Below are 16,894 nucleotides of genomic sequence, written 5' to 3' on the forward strand. Positions count from 1 at the left end.
CTCAAATTCAAAATTTAGTCGTGGCATAGGACAAAAAAGTCTCTATTTAAATTGTCTATTTTATTGACAGGGGACCATAGGATTAATTAACTTTTATTTAATTATGAATTGCATCGTGAATAACACGTGCTCTACGTTTGTAATGTGCTCTAACTTTTTCACTTAACTTAATCAATGGATCGTCAGCATAATTGCGTTGAACGGAGACATCTCTGGATAGATAATGCCACGTCGAAACAATTAATAACAATGATACAAAGATTAATGGAAAACCGGCCATTGAACAAATGGCCTGAATCGTTTTGAAACCACCAACAAAGACAATCCCAAATGAGAACAACATGAAAATAACCATCCATACCATCCGGTTAACCAAACTTGGTTGTTGAGATGGTCTGAGCTTTGTACTGGTAAATGATGACACAATGTAAGCAGATGATGAAATCGTCGTTGCCAAGAAAATGAAACACGAAATGGCATAAATTACTAACATCACATACTTAAGTGGTAATGTCGAAATCACTTGCGCAATTGCAGCGGCTTGACCATACGTATTCAAGGTATGAATCAAGTTCACTGCCCCGCTTTGTTGGAGATAAAGTGAATAACCACCTAAGATGGCATAAAAACTCATACAACCTAACGCACCATATGCCAGCATCCCCAAAATCACCTGACGAATTGTCCGTCCACGTGAAATTCGGGCGATAAACAAGCCCATGAATGGCATGAAGGTCAACCACCAGCCCCAATAGAATACTGTTTCTGATTTAACTGGGTCAGTCGCATGTCCCAATCCTGAAGCAGTCCCGGTACTCATGGTAATAAATTTAGTAACCAAAAGCACTAAACTGTGACCTTCAGACTTAAGAATATACATTGTAGGTCCAACAAGTAAGACAATTAATAGAAAACCAATTGCGGTCCAGATGTGGGCTGAACTCAATCGGTCAATCCCACCTTTGATACCTTTGAACATTGTTAATATGAATAACGTGAACAAAACTAAGAATAATGCTAACTTCAAGAAAATCGTATCTGGTACTGAGGTTAACGTTGCAATAATTTTTGAAAGCACTGGAATTTCCATCCCTACAGATGAACCAATACCACCCATAATTCCAATAACGACAAGAAAATCTACAACCTTACGTAGTACTTTCTTATAAGTCTGGTCCCCTTGTAACATCGGAATAACGTCACTCACACACATGACTTTAACATTTTTAACGTACATCACATAGGCGATAATCACGGCAGATGAAGCAAACATCATCCACGCCATTGGGCCCCAGTCGAACTGGCCCAACATGTGAGCATTTTGATAATTGGCAGGTGACATCGCTTTAGCACCAAACAAAGGTTGTTGCACGTAGCGAAGTGGATCAACCATGCTAAGCATTAAAATACTAGCATCAATGGCAGTGGCAAACACCATGCTACCCCATTTAAAGTTACTATACATTGGCTTTTCATTTGCATTTCCAAGTCTAATCTTCCCTAAATGACTTAATGCAATGTATAAAAAGAACACGAAATTGATGATATAAATACTTAGATATGCCCAACTTAGATGTGCGGTAATCACGTCCATCACCGAACTTAATGACGTTTTAAGACCTGATCCACCAAGCAACAATCCGATTGACACCAAGAAAAACAATGCCACAGTTGGTACGAACATCTTCTTATCAATATTCTGACTCTTTAAAATAAAAAATTCCTCTTTCCCATAACTAGAGTGCATCAAACCACGCGCAGCTTTAACCAACTAGCAAACACATTTTGCTTTAGTTGAAAAAAGTTTTGGATTGGGGCACGGTTCAAAAATAAGAGTGCGAACAGTCGTGGTCAGCTTTTGAGCACTAACAATAAAATATGTTTTGGACTCGTACTTGGAGTCTAAAAATATTTTGAGTTAGGTGAAAAGGCTGGGACTGGAAGCACGTTTACGTGAGAGTGCGACAAAAGTTGAATTGATTGTGAGCATTAGTCTAGCTTAGTTAAAAGCCGTTTTTAGGTTTGAAACTAATCGTAACTAAGTGAAGCAATCAAACTTTTGGACACGTTTCGATATTTTACATTTCATAGGTTCATTAACTTAGATAGATTAAACGTGCTCAGTCGCTATCGATGCTTTTCACACTCTCATATTTACATACACACAAAAAAGCACACCGATACAGTTTCTCCACTAGGGATATCTGCACAGCGTGCTTTTTAGCTTTGCTATCTTATACAAATACGATTGCGAGTGTGTTAACAACTAACTGTTAATCACACATTTAATATTTAAGTTAATCAATCTACTTTTAATTACTAACCGGGACTCACATCCCCGTTATCATCCAAATGACGAATGATCCGTGCTGGATTACCAGCAATCACGACATCATCCCCAAATGATTTAGTCACTACTGAACCAGCACCAACTACTACTCGGCTACCAATTGTTACACCAGGTAAAATGGTCACATGACCACCCATCCAAACACTATCACCGACCGTGATTGGTTTTCCTAGTTCAACATCTGCATCGCGTAATTTGGCAGACAATGGATGTACTGGTGTGTAGAATCCAACATCTGGACCAATATAACAATGATCACCAATTGTGATTGGACATGTGTCTAACATTGTTAAATGGTAATTAGCATAAAAGTGATTTCCTACATGAATATTAAATCCATAATCAAATTCAATTCCCGTTTCGGCCCAAAAATCTTCACCGGAATCGGCAAGTAATTCTTTAATTAATTTGTTTTGTTGTTCGTTATCATCAAGCTGGTTAATTGTCCGCAGTTTTTTCCGAATTAGTTTTCGTTGTGCAACTAACTCCGGATCCAACTGCTCGTACGGTTCACCATCTGACATTTTTTCTCTTTCTGTTTTCATCATGGTATAAGGGTAACACTTATTAGTCTGTTTGTTAAAGTTAGTTTACGAAAACGGCCAAAATGCCGAGAAATTAGGCCTAATTTAGACTGTTATAGTAAGGGTTGATAAGAATTTATATTATTTTTTTCAAATTAAACCATAAATTATTTAAGGATATTCATTCAAGTTTGGTTATTTAATCATTATTCATTTACCATTTTTAAAATCACCAAATTGTTTTGCGCTTTCAATCACAATATCTTTGCTTTCAGAAAAAATTGTGGAAAACAATATTCATTTTGAAACAGCTTTTCTTTGATTTTTATTGGATATTTAAGAAATCAAAAAAGTTTCAATAATGATATTAACTATTGAAACATTTTTTGCGTGATTAATTTATTTTGTTCACTTCAAAGCATTCAAAACATCTTCAACAGAATTTGCTGCCTTCAGTAGTCTCAAGCTTTCATCATTTCCTAATAAGTGCATGATTTCTGAGACTTGAGTTAATTTGCCACCCAAAGGATCAACAAATAAGAAAACAACTGCGACTGGATTTTCGTCGATACTTCCCCAATCAATTGGGTTGGCCAACGTGGCAACTGCCACACATGGACTGTTGACTTCTTCACTTTGACCATGTGGAATGGCAATCCCATTTCCGATTCCAGTAATCCCTTCATTTTCTCGAGCACAAATTGCCTCCAAAGTGCTCACATTATCAATTAGCTTTCCCGACGCAACTAACGAATCTACCAACGCCGTAATAATCTCTAATTTATTCTTTGCCCGTAGATTAACCAAAATATTATCTTCACTAATGATTTGTTCTGTAGTCACTCCTCATTCACTACCTTCCAAAACAAAATATTGTTTGATTTAATGAAACCAATTGATTCTAAACAGGTTCATCAATCTGGCCTTTGGATAAACACACCGGACAATGACATAAAGGGACACTGCAAACATGCCATACCAGCTAAACATAAACCCAGCAGTTTTCTGCGCTTCTGTTAAGCCAAAGTAGCCAATAATTAGATAGAGAATAAACAAAACACAAAATACGATAATTGATCCTCTAACAACCTTATGTTGCTTACCCTTATTACTATTATTTGTTTGCATGATTAGTGCCCTCCATTTTTCTATTTAATGATTATTTTTCAATTGAATTGCGGTGGTAAGTCCCGTTAAATTTAAAGTCGTAATGTACTGACGAATTGGATCTTTAATTCGTTCCACAACGTAGCGATTGGCATCAATATGATGATCATTTAAATTCCGATACATTTTTTGAATTTCCGCTTTCACTTCTGGCTCGTTGTAAACATAATGGCCCGCAACATCTAAAATGATGTCATATAAGTCAGGCCGCTTCAAAGCCTGTTCAGTGGTGACGTTCGTATCCGCTCCTTGCAGCCACTTGCTCCAACGACCATTCATCACTGCTTTATAAAGCAATACTCGATATAGTTCTGATGATTCTTCAATTAACCCATTACTCAACAGTCGTTGCTCAACTTCATACAGATGTAGTAAGGCTCGGGTTTCCACCGTTCCATACTGTGGTGCGACATTGGCAGCCGTAATATGCGCTAGTGGTTGCATTAAAAGCGTTACATCGTCTAAATAATCAGCGTTGTGTTCTTTCAACCCGACTCCGTATTTTTTGGCCATTGTTGATAGTTCAACCGAGTTTTCATAGTTCCATTTACCGATTTGTTCACCGACCCTAATCAAGGTCCCGGTCTGCCCTACAATAAACGTTGGCATTGGTAATTGGCGTTCATCCAATTTGGCCTTTAATCGCTGGATGAAGTTTTCATACTTATCAGTCGTGGTGAGTCCACCGTTAGTTTCTTCAGTCCCGACTTCATAACCAATTTCCGGTAAATTTCGTTTCTTTCGTTCAGTTTCACAAAACTCAATTAGTTCCACAGTCCAATCAATCACATTGTCTAAGTTAACTACTTTACCAATTTGGAAAGGATCCTTCGTTGGATCAATCATCAGCAAATCAAACCCAGCTTCAATATCTGCCAAATATGACTGTTTCGCAATTTTCATTGCTGCTTCAAGTGATAAATGATCATTTCGTTCTTTATCTCGTTGCCAGGGTCCGCCATGGTCTCGACAAAGATAATAAATACCATCAAATTCAACTTCATTAGCAATTTTTTTAATATCTGACGCAAACCTCGCTTGATTCCAGCCGTTCACATAACCACCACCAAGTTCATCATTATCGACTTGGTTTCGACTGGCAATAAACATTAGTGGAAAATCATCATCACGTGCTAATTCAAAACTAGCCCTTAACAAGTTAGGTGACATTGGCCCGATTCCGACAAGTGTCGAATAACGCCCCTCATCTTGCAAACTCAGCATACTGGTAATTGCGTCTTTAATTGGAACTTTTACATTCATTCTAAATTCCTCCAAAGTAATGATATTTTGTTACATTTTTGCCAATTTGTTCATCAATGCCCCTGATTTTTCAATGATTACTGTCGAACTGAGTTCAATCACTTTTTTGCCTTTAAAACGTTGAATACCACGGATTGATGTGTCATTTGTCAAAACAACATAATCGGCATCTGCAATTTGTTCAACCGTTAACGTATTATCTGCTCCACCGGCACCTTGTGTTTCAATATGAACTTCATAGCCTTTTTCTTCACCTGCATTTTGTAATGCTTCGGCAGCCATATACGTATGTGCCACCCCACTTGGACAAGAAGTAACTCCTACAATTTTCATCATGTTCATCTCCTATTAATTAAAAGTTTTGAATGTCAAAATCAATATCTTCGTCATCTGTTTTATCTTCGACTTCTTCAGCGACATAATTCTTTTTTGTGACTCCGACAATTACAGCCACTACTAACGATCCAATCAATACCGCAGCGACATATCCTAATCGGTTTTCTACAACTGGCAAAACAATCAATCCTCCCCACGGTGCGTGATTCAAACAACCAAACATAAATCCGGACAAACATGCAACTGCGGCACCAATGGTATTAGCTGGAATCACCCGAACTGGATCTGCAGTGGCAAATGGAATTGCCCCTTCAGTGATTCCCATCGTTCCCATGACTAAAGCCGCAATGCCTGAATTCTTTTCATCTGGACTGAATTTTTTTCTGAAGATTAGAGTTGCAATTCCCAGTCCGATTGGTGGAGTAGCACCGGCAGCGCCGACACCACCCATTAAGAATGGCAAGGTATCAACTTGAGTTTGAGCAAATGTATATGCAACCTTATTAATTGGGCCACCCATGTCAATCCCAACCATGGCTCCTAACAATGCTCCCAATGGTGCTTTGGCAGCACCGTGTAAGCCATTTAAGAAACTAGTTAATGCTTTCATGATTTCAGCAATTGGTCCTCCTAATACGAAGACCATCAATCCACCGGCAATCAATGTCCCACCTAATGGATAAATAAAGATGGTACTCAAAGTTCTGAAATTAGCAGGAAGTTTGATTTTCTTTAATAAATTAACTGAGTATCCAGCTAAGATACCACCCAGAATTCCGCCTAAAAATCCGGCATGAATCTGTACCGCCAGATAAGCTGTAATGAATCCTGGTGCAAGCCCAGGTCGGTCCGCCATACTAAATGCTAAGTAACCACCTAACGCTGGTATAAAAAGTGCTAACCCTGCAGCTCCAATTGAATTTAATTTTCCTAACCAACCAGTGGTAGGTTGTGATGGTTGCCCACTTAACATCACAGATAGTGCAAAAATTATACCCCCAGCTACCACAAACGGAATCATGTATCCTGTCGCCGTCATCAAGTGTTTTTGCGCCGGTGCCCACCAACTATTACCTTTTTTCTTTGCATTTGCAGCCATTTAATTCACCCCTATAGTTTTTTTTGATTATCAATTAACAACTTATAGACTTTTTGTTCTGGTAAAGTCCGCAACTTTTGTCGAAAATCATCATGCATTAGCAACCGTGCCAAGTTTGCTAGAATCTTAAGATGCAACTTTTCTTCTCCTCCTGTTGGTACGGCAATTAAAAAGATAAAATCGACTTGCTTATCATCAATCCAGGTTACTGGTTTTGTCAGTTTTCCAATCCCAATGGTTGCCTTTTGCACCGCATCACTTTGTGCATGTGGCAACCCAAAGCCATAACCAATGTATGTTGACAATTCAGACTCTCGATCAAACACGTCTTGTTGAAACTTTTCCTGATTAGTCAGTTTTCCTGTCTCAAACAGTTTACTAACGACCTGATTAATTGCCTCGCTCTTCGACTCTGCTTCGATATCAAAAGCGGTCACAATATCAACAAGTCTTGCGGAATCCTCCATGATGTTCACCCCTATTCATTTATACTGCGTATGATAGCGCTTGCAAAATATTGCAACAAGACAAATTATTGCACTAGAAAAATGCAAAAATTGTGTTCTTCAATAATCGTTGTTATAATTATGTAAACGTTTTCAATTTTATTAGGAGGTTCATCTTGATTAATATTAGCCAAAAGAAACGGATTAACCTACTAGCGACCTATCTTGTTTCTCACGAATATGCCAACCTACATGACATCGCCAATGAGTTTTCCATTTCAAAACGAAGTGTTTTTTATTGGATTAAAGATCTAAATAATCAGTTAGATGAACTAGAAATCGACCCGGTTCAACGATTAACACAAAGTAAATACTACTTAACTCCTTTATCAAAAGAAGATTTAAATCAATACGATGATTTGGATAATGACAATTTTTCTATTGAATATTCAGACAAAACTACACGGCGTGATATTATTATTTGGAAATTAATTCAAGGTGAACACGAAATTACACTTAGTAAAATGGCCGAATTTTTCAATGTTTCCAAAAATACCATCATCAATGATTTCCAGAACGTCAAATCCTATTTGGGCATGTATTCTCTTTCGGTGGATAACGTCAAATACGGGAAAAAAATAAATGGTGCTGAAATCAATAAGCGCGCTTGGGTGTATGAAATTATCACCACTAAACAAAATCAAATCATTTTAAATGAGTTGAATGGTGCAGATTACCGCTACCTAGTTGAGCAACTGACGAACTTACAAACCATCTCCAAAGTCATTTTCAGTGACAATTCGTTTGAAGCCCTAGCAAAATTCCTTTCATGGAATTTGAACCGGATTCGACTAAATGCTGATTGTGAGGTTGAGCAAGTCCCAAATGATCTCCACTCTTTAGATTCAGTTCTTAGTGATTGGCTTATCAAGCTGATTCAACAATACAAAAATACCGTTTCGGACAATGAAATTAATTACTTTAAGAATATTATTTATAGTGCACAAACGACTAATATTCCCGAATGGCAAGCAACCAGTAGCTTACCAGTTGAACGATTAGTACCCGAAATTATCAGCCGTTTTAGTCGAATTTCAGGTACCAGTATTAGCTCTGAACAATTACAAATTGGATTAACCGCGCACTTACTCTCTACTTACCAAAGGTTAATCCTTGGTATCCCTTATAAATCTCCCAACTTGGAAGAAATTAAAAATGATTATGCGGACCTCATGAATCTTACCAGTTTTGCAATTCAACCATTTGAAGCGTATGCCCACCAGCAATTACCAGAAGACGAGTTAGCCTTGATCACCACCTATTTTGGTGGCCAAACTAGTTATTTAAAAAATACCAAATCGTTTACGACCAACATTGATGTGATTTTAATTTGTTCCAGTGGTGTCGGACCGTCTAACTTTTTAAAACAGACCCTGAAACGCAAATACACACAAATTAAGTTTTCCAAAGTGCTCAGTATTAAAGAATTTCAACAATTACGTGGCATCGTCAACACGAAGTTGATTATTTCAACCGTGGAACTTGAAGATGAACCACTGGTAAAAACTGTTATCGTGCACTCCATTCCAACGGAGAAAGATTTTGCCTTAATTGACAACGCATTACACCAAGTTGGGTTAACCGCCATGCATGACGCAAACGCCTTAGCGGTTGATGTGATGGATATCATTGGCAATGAAATGAAGATTGAGAACCCCAAGACTTTAAATCAAAAGTTAGTCGATTATTTTAACCGCCAAGTTAACCCAGGTGCAATTTCTCAATCTAAAAATTATCATTTTATTCCCTCAATTAAAGAACTGCTGTTGCCATTAAATGTTACCATTACTAATCAGTCATTAAATTGGGAAGCTGCCATTCAAACTGCCTTTGTACCTTTACTCGACAATCATTCTATTAATGAAAGTTATATCACGGAAATTATTTCAAAATTGCAGACTGATGAACACGTTTTGATTGCTAAAGAAGGAATTTTACTAGCTCATTCAGAGCCATCATCCAAGGTTTATAAATTAGGTATGTCCTTATTGAAGTTAAGTAAACCAACGGATTTAAAAGGACATCAAATTAATGTCATCATTTGTTTAGCACCGAAGGAAGAAAAACAACATTTACGCGCATTAAGTGGCCTGCTGGAAATCTTACAAAACGAGCAAAAATATCAATGCCTTATGAAGGCCGACAGTGAATCAGAAATTGCTTCTTTAATTGAAAGTTTAAAAAATTGACCATCGACAATATATTTTTGGTAACTTGACCAACCCAATTTGCTTGGCTATAGTTTTGTTATACGACACGACAAAGGAGCACAATTATGAACATTTCTGAACACCAAGCGTGGCTAACTGATTTTTATAAAGAACGTGATTGGTACAAACTCTCGCCATTTATTCGACTCAACTTTTTAACCGAAGAAGTTGGTGAAGTATCGCAAGCAATTCGCGATATGGAAATTGGTCGAGATCATCCGGGTGAAGCCAAACATACCCTCGAATATCGCCAAAATCATTTACACGAAGAACTCGGCGATGCACTTGATCAAGTCCTAATATTAGCCAGTAAATATGACATTGATGCGCAAGATTTATTAGATGCTAGCGAACGAAAATTAAAAAAGCGATTCAATCTCTAGGCATGTTGAGTAAATAATGAGACCAAATTTGAGAACAATGTAATATCTTTTATTTTTATTAAAGTAACCCCTTTCAATTTTGTTAAATCAGCAATCGTGATAGTATGTATGTGTTGAATAGTTAACTTTTGTTAATTGAAAGTAGTTCTACAATGTTAGCAAGTTATCCAGCCCTGTTCTATTCAAGTATTGGTATTGATGAACCGGCAGAATATTTCATCCATTTCCCCGATTTTAAAAATAGCGCGACTCAAGGAGATGATATCCACGATGCGTTGATCATGGCATCTGATTGGCTAGGTATGAATTTAGTTGATTATGTCGCCAACGGAGGAGCGTTGCCACAGCCCTCCGATATCAATCAATTGTCCCTTTTTAACAACAACCCATTCAAAAATGATCCTGATTTTAATCTCAAATACATCCCCAAAGAATCATTTATTTCAATGGTTAACGTTAACTTAGCAGACTACTTAGAACTGGATGAACCAATCGAGAAAAAAGGGACCATTCCTAAATGGGCTGACGAACGTGCAACCAGCTTACATTTGGATCTCGGCGAAACTCTAGTTGATTCAATATTAGAAAAAGAAATCCGTTAAATATTAAAGTGCTTAATTCGAATTTGAATTAGGCACTTTTTAAATTCTCTGAGATTAATTTAAGCTGAATAACCAAATTATTTCGTACTTAACTTATGTAGGTACAATTGTATTTATTGATTAACACGTGTTATACGTGTTATAATTTCAGCATATGGAGAACTCCACAATGCCAATGACTCAACGGCAAATGGTTAAGTTGTTACACCGTCACGGATGGAACAAAGTTATTGGTGGTAAAGGCTCTCACATTAAAATGAGCAAAGCTGGCCACAGACCAATTACTGTTCCGCATGGTGAACTAAATAGAATTACGCAAGATGCAATCTTTAAGGAAGCAAACTTAATAATATAAATTTAGAAAGGAGTCTTAATATGTTAGTCAGCTATCCAGCCTTATTTTACTTTTTAGAAAATGAACCGGTTAATTATTATATCTACTTTCCTGATATCAAAAGTACTGGCACTCAAGGAACTGATATCCCAGATGCCATGTCAATGGCTTCCGATTGGTTAGGAATCATGCTAGCTGATGATATTACGAATGAACGCCCAGTTGCAAACCCTTCAAACATCAACGATTTGTCTTTGAAAACCGATGCACCTCAGCAAACTTTAAATTTTGATCCAACGCGTTCATTTATCTCAATGGTCAATGTTGATTTAACAAACTACCTCACTGCAAATCATCCAATTAAGAAAACCTTGACGATTCCGCAATGGGCAGAAAAAATTGGGCAAAAATTAAATATCAACTTTTCTCAAACTCTAACTGATGCTATTCTCGCTAAAAATATTAAAACTAAATAATTTCCAGTCAAAAACAGTGATGCAACCCTCATTTGAAGGTTCATCACTTTATTTGTTTTCAATCAATTCAATTACCTGCGCTGCATTACGTCCAGCTTGTGTCACTAACTTTTGGGTTTGTTGGATAGCCGTTTCGACCGTCATCGGCCGGCTCACACTTGGAATCACTAAATCAATTCCATGTTGGTACGCCCCTTGATATTCATCCCCTGCACTGCCTGTAATTGCAATCACTGGTAGCTGGTGTTGCTTAGCTAACTGCGCCACTCCAATCGGTACCTTACCACCCAATGATTGTCCATCAATTTTGCCTTCACCCGTAATTACCACATCGGCCGTTAACAACTTGTCTGGTAAGCCAATCAGTTTCATCACCGTTTGAATGCCAGATTCAATTTTGGAATGGCAAAAAGCTAAGAGAGCAAAACCAATCCCGCCTGCTGCACCTGCACCGGCTTCATTCGCATGATTTTCATGTGCGACTTGGTCCGCAAATTTTTCAATCATTTCGTCTAGTTCAACAACTTGTTGTTCGTTAGCACCTTTTTGTGGTCCAAAAATATAACTGGCACCTTGTTTGCCCGTTAACGGATTGGTGACATCAGACAAACCAATGATTTGAACTCCCACCAAGTTGCGTTCTAATTGAATCGTATCAATTGTACTAATTTGATCTAAGTTTGTTGGAACGCCTTCAAGTAAATGCGCATTTTCATCTAAGAACCGCGCACCCAACGCTTGCAACATCCCCAGTCCAGCATCATTTGACGCACTTCCACCGAGGCCGACATAAATCGTCTTTGCACCTTGATCAATGGCTTGTAACATTTGCTGGCCCACACCGTACGAACTAGCTCGCATCACGTCCAGTCGACCGTCAATCAAAGTAATCCCATCTGCTTGTGCCACTTCAATAATCGCCGTTTGAGGATCAAGTAATCCCCAGTGGGCTTCAACTGCTTCGCCAAACGGGTTTTTGACTGGTTTGGAATAGACTTCTCTGTGAGTCGCATCAGTCACCACCGAAACTGTGCCCTCACCACCATCGGCAATCGCAACTTTTTCAATCTCAAACTGTGAATTGCCTTGCTGCAACCCAGTTTCAATATAATTCGCAATTTCTTCCGAGGTCCCACTACCCTTAAATGAATCCACGGCGATAATTATTTTTGTCATGTGTAATCTCTTTTCCGATATTTGATAGTGGTATCTTAACATATTTGTGGTAAATGGCAGTTTTTCATCGTATTTAATACATGTAACCATACGCCTCGAGATTGTCCGAGCAATCTTTTTGACGTACGTAGTTACGTGCGCTAAAATAACACTATAAATTCAAAGAAAGGAGTTAATCATATGCAAGATATTTATACCCCAACTAAAGCCCGTCAAAATTTGTATTCAATCTTAAAAGATGTTAATGCCAATAGTCGTCCTGTAATTATCACTCGTGCTAATGGTGATGAAAGTAGCTCGGCCGTGCTCGTCAGCAAAAAGGATTGGGATGCACAACAAGAAACAATGGCCCTGTTAGCTAATGGTCAGTTACAATTTGCTTTAGCACACGAACACGATGAAACTGAGGATATCGATGATGTGATTGCTTCAATTGATTCTGAGATTGAACATGAAAGTCCAAATGAATAACTGGCACGTTCAGGCCGTTAAGTCAGCACGGAAAGATTTAAAAAAAGCCCGTCAAAGTAATTTGAATCGAGCATTGATGGAAATTATTGATACATTAAGGACCAATCCATATGCGCAAACTCAGTCATTTGAAAAATTAACCCCACCTGCCGCCGGTAAATATTCACGCAGATTAAATAGTCAGCATCGAGTTGTTTATATCATTGATATCCCTAGTCATACCGTCACAATTTTGTCGGCCTGGTCACACTACGAATAACTCACCACTTGAAGTGGTATACTGTACTCACCCTTGGCAGGAACTATAGGCGCAACGGAGTCGTAACGAAACTAATGTTTTGTTCAACGGCTCCTTTTTTGATTTCAACTATTTGAGAAACGGCTCCATGACTAGTTATTCAGTCATTTCTGCAAAGATTTCAGCAACTTCACCGATTAACAATGCATCTGCACGTGCTAATTGTTTAGTCTTTCGAGCTAACAAATCAATCGTTATGATTTGATCTGTCATGACCACTCCAGTGATGTTACCAGCACGTCCGTCAATTGCGACGTGTAATGGAAAATGTTTATTATGACTGGTAATTGGGAAAACCGATACAAAGCCACTGACCTGCTGGCTTTCTTGATTAGTCCAAACTAGTCCTAGTCGGTATCCCTGTTGTTCATGACCTAATGATGGATCAAAATTTAACGCAATGATATCTCCACGTTGGTAGGTATTAAATTTCATAGGAGTTTAATCCTTTCAATCATATTTTGGTTACCATATTTCGCGGCCTTTGGGACCTGGCAAATCATTCGAGGCAATTTCACGGTTCTTGAGGTAATCTTGTGGATCATAATCTGCAAAGCGCTGCATCAGTTTTGACTGTTGACTAGTTTTTTCAATGATAATTTTGCCGTCATTAACGGTTAATGTAACCTGCTCGTTATCGATATTTTCAACTCCAATTTGTTTTAACATTTTTTTTGATAAGCGAATTCCTTGTGAGTTTCCCCATTTTGAAATATTGGTGACCGTCATGGTATGACCTCCTCAATTACTAGTTTTAATTAAGTATATACATTGGGATATCCTTTCGTCAATCAAGTCACATTAGTTAAATACGTCAAATTTGGCCAATTGCATTTTTTTGCATAAAAATACCCCACTCCGACATGAAGTGAGGTAGGAAAGACATAAGTAGTGCCTATGCAGCGACTGATAATTCAGCTGATGTTCACCCAGGGGATCACACGAAACATAGGTCTTATCTATGACTACATTATACAACCTGCGCAGCCGTTTGTTAACTTTATTGACCGAACTGATCAGCAGGTAAAAATTGATGATTTTTCAAAGATGGCTCAACATACGTAATTAAATTATTTTTGCCCGAGAGATAATATTGGTTGATGGCATTGGCCACAAAATCGGCTGTTTGAATGCCATAATCCAGGTGGGATTCAATGTACATGCCATTAAATTCAATGTCATACATATTGTTTTCATAAACTAAATGAATTTTCAGATAATCTTCAAACGAATTCTTACTTTGGACTTGAATCGTCCGTGCATCTAAGTAACAATTCAGCTGACGAACGTCGGGATTATCACGGACGATGGCATCAATCACATATTTCGACATAAAGTTATAAAAAGCGGCCTTATCATCTAACCATTGATGATGAATTTTTTCTTTATCAGTCGTGATGCTGTAAACTTGAATATCGGGTTTACACAGTGATTGCAAGACAATTTGCTTATCTTCCGGGTTCAAATAGGCGGCCTTCACTTCCCCGTCCTTCCAAACCTTGTTGATATGTTTTTGTTTCATAAATAAACTGGCTTTTTTCATCCGGCGACGAATCGTTTTGGTTTTGGCAATATCAACCACCACAAAAGCAATCGTGAAATAGCGCCCAGCACCATAGCCCAGATTACCAGATTCATCGATAAACACATCAATTGACCTCACCGTGATCACCCCTCGCAGTTATTTGTATTCAATATAACATAACGAAGCGGAAATAAGGCGTGCACTGCATTCCTACAAATCAGGGTCATGAATTGACTTAGCAATTACATTCACGGTTCCGTTCTCTTGTCGCGCAAACGTCAGCTTGCACGGAAGTATCTCGTCATTATTCAAATGCGTCACCCACTCAAAGCAGTCATCCGGTAACCGCCAAAATCTGGTCTGATCGCCCCACATCGTCGTCATCCCCGGATACAAACTTCTGGTAACGTCATCAACATAGTGCCCCATCGACAACACCGACGCCGTCTGGTCCTCGGTTAAATTATTCACATCAAAAAACCAATTGTCTTCTTTGCCAATCTGACGTTCCGCCCCAAACTGGTCGATTTCAATCATCACTCCATCAACCCCATAGGTCACATTGATCAACTCACCAATTTCACTTTCACACGGTGTAATCCACAACTCAAAATTTTGTTGGATTAAATCATAGGTCGCAATCGCCTCACCATACGGAATTGGTTTTGAATCGTGAACCGGGCTGCGCGTAAACGCTTGATACAAGTCCAACGCAATTTCCTGTTGGTCTGTTTTATTGGTAATCAAAGTCAGCGCTTCATCTGAATTTGAAGTCAACTCCAATTTTAGTTCATAATTTTGATACTTAAACCCCTTAATCATCTGTCGATCAAACGCCGAACGAAATCGAACTCGATAAACCTCATTCTCTAATTTAGCCATGAGTTACGTCTCCCTCCACTAGTTGAAATATCATCATTCCTTTTGATACCCACATTTTAGTACTTAAAGTGGCCAAACTATGACCAAAAAGGCCGAAAAATAAGTTGTTTTTATTTATTAAACAAGGTATGATTAAACTATAGAACATGCGTTCGTATTTAAGGAGATGTATCATGATAGCAATAGCAGAACTAGATCAATTCATCGACAAAGGTAGTCGTGCCAAAGACACCTTCTACGAAAAAGCATTAGTGTATCAACAAGCTAAAAATATGAAACGGCAACCGGCCAAGCGTTGGAATGACACTAAAGTTGACCGCGCTGTCGATAAGATGTGGGCAGAGATTCTCGATAGCGTGCTGACTAAAGTTGAAAACGCCATGCAACGCCGCTCCAACCCATTTGGTGATGATTGGCAAAAGTTTATGAACGCCAATGAGATTCTTGAAAGCTTAGAGGAATCAATGAGTGAATTGAGCTTTACAGAAGAATAATCAAGCGACACAAAAAGTCCGACGAAAATATTCGCCGGACTTTTGTTAGCTTAATACTTCTACTAAGAAAATAATGGTAAAACCAATTTGATCAAATAAATAATGCATCGTGAACGGAATCAAAATGTTCTTCGAACGAATAAAGGCGGCCGTTAAGAAGAATCTGGCTGGACCAATCAAGAGAAACATTTGTGCCAAATTACCATTGTAGGCATTGTAGTGAATCGCACCAAACAGCAAGATTGAAATCAACAACCCACCATAAATACTGGCGCTTCGTGAGAGCTTAAACTGTTTCTGCAACACAACCGCGAAGCCAATGAATACAAAGACACTGAAAAGTTCCTCATTCATTAAGTTAACTGAATCAGTCCCATAATTGATTAACAGCCGACTCAAGGTCATATTTTGTATATTCGCATGGCCATTGGTTTTCAGCCCCATCAGGTGAATTAACGTTTGCGCAACCTGCGTAAAAATCGCATAATCAATAAAATAAACCAGCCAAGTTTTTAGATTCGACTTCGACCAAAATTTTGATTGAATTAGCACCTTAAAATTAGCTTGCGTTGTTACTTTTAAAGCGACAATCATCAAGATTAAAGGAATTAAACTCACAAAAATAAAATATACGAATTGATTTGGATTATTTGGTGACAGATAATCCATTAATAAAATGGCACCCATAATCACTGAACCCACTAAGGCTAACAATAGTCCCCGTGACGCGGACAGATTCGAATCTACTAATGGGATTTTACGCTGTTCACTGTTTCGTTCAAAAATCGTCATCTTACT

At 38.3% G+C, this 16,894-nt stretch carries 22 protein-coding genes; 8 read left to right on the plus strand and 14 right to left on the minus strand.

The window, feature by feature from the left end; all coding sequences use genetic code 11:
* Nucleotides 1–97: 97 nt before the first annotated feature.
* From FFM59_RS00435 to FFM59_RS00470, 8 genes are all read right to left on the minus strand, one after another.
* On the minus strand, nt 98–1,684 hold the full coding sequence (locus tag FFM59_RS00435; RefSeq protein WP_225420259.1) for a BCCT family transporter: 1,587 nt from the start codon (nt 1,682–1,684) through the stop codon (nt 98–100).
* Between the two features lie 635 nt (nt 1,685–2,319).
* On the minus strand, nt 2,320–2,898 hold the full coding sequence (locus FFM59_RS00440; protein ID WP_137601094.1) for a sugar O-acetyltransferase: 579 nt from the start codon (nt 2,896–2,898) through the stop codon (nt 2,320–2,322).
* Between the two features lie 384 nt (nt 2,899–3,282).
* Nucleotides 3,283–3,717, minus strand: coding sequence for a PTS sugar transporter subunit IIA (locus FFM59_RS00445; RefSeq protein WP_137601095.1), 435 nt, complete (start codon nt 3,715–3,717; stop codon nt 3,283–3,285).
* 39 nt (nt 3,718–3,756) lie between these two features.
* Nucleotides 3,757–4,002 (minus strand): hypothetical protein, encoded by a 246-nt coding sequence (locus tag FFM59_RS00450; RefSeq protein ID WP_137601096.1) that lies wholly within the window; start codon nt 4,000–4,002, stop codon nt 3,757–3,759.
* Between the two features lie 24 nt (nt 4,003–4,026).
* Nucleotides 4,027–5,304 (minus strand): class II D-tagatose-bisphosphate aldolase non-catalytic subunit, encoded by a 1,278-nt coding sequence (locus FFM59_RS00455; protein WP_137601097.1) that lies wholly within the window; start codon nt 5,302–5,304, stop codon nt 4,027–4,029.
* A gap of 30 nt (nt 5,305–5,334) precedes the next feature.
* Entirely contained in the window at nt 5,335–5,637 is a 303-nt protein-coding gene (locus FFM59_RS00460) for a PTS fructose transporter subunit IIB (RefSeq protein WP_137601149.1), read from the minus strand.
* A 19-nt stretch (nt 5,638–5,656) separates the two neighbouring features.
* Nucleotides 5,657–6,739 carry a PTS fructose transporter subunit EIIC gene (locus FFM59_RS00465; RefSeq protein WP_137601098.1) on the minus strand — a complete coding sequence of 361 codons (1,083 nt, stop codon included), beginning with the start codon at nt 6,737–6,739 and terminating at the stop codon, nt 5,657–5,659.
* A gap of 11 nt (nt 6,740–6,750) precedes the next feature.
* A complete protein-coding gene (locus FFM59_RS00470; protein ID WP_137601099.1) occupies nt 6,751–7,206 on the minus strand; it encodes a PTS sugar transporter subunit IIA in 456 nt (151 codons plus the stop codon).
* Nucleotides 7,207–7,361: 155 nt separating this feature from the next.
* Between FFM59_RS00470 and FFM59_RS00475 the strand changes: the two genes are divergently transcribed.
* The 5 genes from FFM59_RS00475 to FFM59_RS00495 all read left to right on the plus strand — a co-directional run bounded on the left by FFM59_RS00475 (nt 7,362) and on the right by FFM59_RS00495 (nt 11,250).
* Nucleotides 7,362–9,434, plus strand: coding sequence for a BglG family transcription antiterminator (locus tag FFM59_RS00475; RefSeq protein WP_137601100.1), 2,073 nt, complete (start codon nt 7,362–7,364; stop codon nt 9,432–9,434).
* A gap of 86 nt (nt 9,435–9,520) precedes the next feature.
* Complete coding sequence (locus tag FFM59_RS00480; protein ID WP_137601101.1) at nt 9,521–9,838, plus strand: MazG nucleotide pyrophosphohydrolase domain-containing protein; 318 nt, start codon at nt 9,521–9,523, stop codon at nt 9,836–9,838.
* 152 nt (nt 9,839–9,990) lie between these two features.
* On the plus strand, nt 9,991–10,440 hold the full coding sequence (locus FFM59_RS00485) for a type II toxin-antitoxin system HicB family antitoxin (protein WP_137601102.1): 450 nt from the start codon (nt 9,991–9,993) through the stop codon (nt 10,438–10,440).
* 169 nt (nt 10,441–10,609) lie between these two features.
* Entirely contained in the window at nt 10,610–10,795 is a 186-nt protein-coding gene (locus tag FFM59_RS00490; RefSeq protein ID WP_137601103.1) for a type II toxin-antitoxin system HicA family toxin, read from the plus strand.
* A 20-nt stretch (nt 10,796–10,815) separates the two neighbouring features.
* Entirely contained in the window at nt 10,816–11,250 is a 435-nt protein-coding gene (locus tag FFM59_RS00495) for a type II toxin-antitoxin system HicB family antitoxin (RefSeq protein ID WP_137601104.1), read from the plus strand.
* 48 nt (nt 11,251–11,298) lie between these two features.
* On the opposite strand, the gene FFM59_RS00500 is transcribed toward FFM59_RS00495, so the two are convergent.
* Nucleotides 11,299–12,426 (minus strand): glycerate kinase family protein, encoded by a 1,128-nt coding sequence (locus FFM59_RS00500; protein ID WP_170175886.1) that lies wholly within the window; start codon nt 12,424–12,426, stop codon nt 11,299–11,301.
* A 180-nt stretch (nt 12,427–12,606) separates the two neighbouring features.
* Here FFM59_RS00500 and FFM59_RS00505 point away from each other — a divergent pair, with 180 nt between their 5' ends.
* Nucleotides 12,607–12,897, plus strand: coding sequence for a type II toxin-antitoxin system Phd/YefM family antitoxin (locus FFM59_RS00505; protein WP_137601106.1), 291 nt, complete (start codon nt 12,607–12,609; stop codon nt 12,895–12,897).
* A complete protein-coding gene (locus tag FFM59_RS00510) occupies nt 12,890–13,156 on the plus strand; it encodes a Txe/YoeB family addiction module toxin (protein ID WP_137601150.1) in 267 nt (88 codons plus the stop codon). Before FFM59_RS00505 ends, FFM59_RS00510 begins: the two co-directional genes overlap by 8 nt.
* 135 nt (nt 13,157–13,291) lie before the next feature.
* Here the strand turns inward: FFM59_RS00510 and FFM59_RS00515 are convergent, their stop codons facing one another.
* From FFM59_RS00515 to FFM59_RS00530, 4 genes are all read right to left on the minus strand, one after another.
* Entirely contained in the window at nt 13,292–13,630 is a 339-nt protein-coding gene (locus FFM59_RS00515; RefSeq protein WP_137601107.1) for a type II toxin-antitoxin system PemK/MazF family toxin, read from the minus strand.
* A 30-nt stretch (nt 13,631–13,660) separates the two neighbouring features.
* On the minus strand, nt 13,661–13,924 hold the full coding sequence (locus FFM59_RS00520; RefSeq protein ID WP_137601108.1) for an AbrB/MazE/SpoVT family DNA-binding domain-containing protein: 264 nt from the start codon (nt 13,922–13,924) through the stop codon (nt 13,661–13,663).
* Between the two features lie 271 nt (nt 13,925–14,195).
* Nucleotides 14,196–14,858, minus strand: coding sequence for a DUF3800 domain-containing protein (locus FFM59_RS00525; RefSeq protein ID WP_170175887.1), 663 nt, complete (start codon nt 14,856–14,858; stop codon nt 14,196–14,198).
* A gap of 72 nt (nt 14,859–14,930) precedes the next feature.
* Nucleotides 14,931–15,602, minus strand: a complete 672-nt coding sequence (locus tag FFM59_RS00530; protein ID WP_137601110.1) for a hypothetical protein — start codon at nt 15,600–15,602, stop codon at nt 14,931–14,933.
* 173 nt (nt 15,603–15,775) lie between these two features.
* On the opposite strand from FFM59_RS00530, the gene FFM59_RS00535 reads away from it, so the two are divergent.
* Entirely contained in the window at nt 15,776–16,096 is a 321-nt protein-coding gene (locus FFM59_RS00535) for a hypothetical protein (RefSeq protein WP_137601111.1), read from the plus strand.
* Between the two features lie 45 nt (nt 16,097–16,141).
* Here FFM59_RS00535 and FFM59_RS00540 read toward each other — a convergent pair whose 3' ends face one another.
* Nucleotides 16,142–16,888 (minus strand): CPBP family intramembrane glutamic endopeptidase, encoded by a 747-nt coding sequence (locus FFM59_RS00540; protein WP_137601112.1) that lies wholly within the window; start codon nt 16,886–16,888, stop codon nt 16,142–16,144.
* Nucleotides 16,889–16,894: the final 6 nt, after the last annotated feature.

Origin of the sequence: Paucilactobacillus nenjiangensis, from assembly GCF_005405445.1 — a bacterium.
Classification (GTDB): Bacteria; Bacillota; Bacilli; order Lactobacillales; family Lactobacillaceae; genus Paucilactobacillus; species Paucilactobacillus nenjiangensis.

What these genes read in the sequence shown, in the direction of transcription:
- FFM59_RS00435 (WP_225420259.1), bottom strand. Translation starts at nt 1,684, where the DNA reads ATGTTCGTACCAACTGTGGCATTGTTTTTCTTGGTGTCAATCGGATTG.
- FFM59_RS00440 (WP_137601094.1), bottom strand. Translation starts at nt 2,898, where the DNA reads ATGATGAAAACAGAAAGAGAAAAAATGTCAGATGGTGAACCGTACGAG.
- FFM59_RS00450 (WP_137601096.1), bottom strand. Translation starts at nt 4,002, where the DNA reads ATGCAAACAAATAATAGTAATAAGGGTAAGCAACATAAGGTTGTTAGA.
- FFM59_RS00455 (WP_137601097.1), bottom strand. Translation starts at nt 5,304, where the DNA reads ATGAATGTAAAAGTTCCAATTAAAGACGCAATTACCAGTATGCTGAGT.
- FFM59_RS00460 (WP_137601149.1), bottom strand. Translation starts at nt 5,637, where the DNA reads ATGAAAATTGTAGGAGTTACTTCTTGTCCAAGTGGGGTGGCACATACG.
- FFM59_RS00465 (WP_137601098.1), bottom strand. Translation starts at nt 6,739, where the DNA reads ATGGCTGCAAATGCAAAGAAAAAAGGTAATAGTTGGTGGGCACCGGCG.
- FFM59_RS00470 (WP_137601099.1), bottom strand. Translation starts at nt 7,206, where the DNA reads ATGGAGGATTCCGCAAGACTTGTTGATATTGTGACCGCTTTTGATATC.
- FFM59_RS00480 (WP_137601101.1), top strand. Translation starts at nt 9,521, where the DNA reads ATGAACATTTCTGAACACCAAGCGTGGCTAACTGATTTTTATAAAGAA.
- FFM59_RS00485 (WP_137601102.1), top strand. Translation starts at nt 9,991, where the DNA reads ATGTTAGCAAGTTATCCAGCCCTGTTCTATTCAAGTATTGGTATTGAT.
- FFM59_RS00490 (WP_137601103.1), top strand. Translation starts at nt 10,610, where the DNA reads ATGCCAATGACTCAACGGCAAATGGTTAAGTTGTTACACCGTCACGGA.
- FFM59_RS00495 (WP_137601104.1), top strand. Translation starts at nt 10,816, where the DNA reads ATGTTAGTCAGCTATCCAGCCTTATTTTACTTTTTAGAAAATGAACCG.
- FFM59_RS00500 (WP_170175886.1), bottom strand. Translation starts at nt 12,426, where the DNA reads ATGACAAAAATAATTATCGCCGTGGATTCATTTAAGGGTAGTGGGACC.
- FFM59_RS00505 (WP_137601106.1), top strand. Translation starts at nt 12,607, where the DNA reads ATGCAAGATATTTATACCCCAACTAAAGCCCGTCAAAATTTGTATTCA.
- FFM59_RS00510 (WP_137601150.1), top strand. Translation starts at nt 12,890, where the DNA reads ATGAATAACTGGCACGTTCAGGCCGTTAAGTCAGCACGGAAAGATTTA.
- FFM59_RS00515 (WP_137601107.1), bottom strand. Translation starts at nt 13,630, where the DNA reads ATGAAATTTAATACCTACCAACGTGGAGATATCATTGCGTTAAATTTT.
- FFM59_RS00520 (WP_137601108.1), bottom strand. Translation starts at nt 13,924, where the DNA reads ATGACGGTCACCAATATTTCAAAATGGGGAAACTCACAAGGAATTCGC.
- FFM59_RS00530 (WP_137601110.1), bottom strand. Translation starts at nt 15,602, where the DNA reads ATGGCTAAATTAGAGAATGAGGTTTATCGAGTTCGATTTCGTTCGGCG.
- FFM59_RS00535 (WP_137601111.1), top strand. Translation starts at nt 15,776, where the DNA reads ATGATAGCAATAGCAGAACTAGATCAATTCATCGACAAAGGTAGTCGT.
- FFM59_RS00540 (WP_137601112.1), bottom strand. Translation starts at nt 16,888, where the DNA reads ATGACGATTTTTGAACGAAACAGTGAACAGCGTAAAATCCCATTAGTA.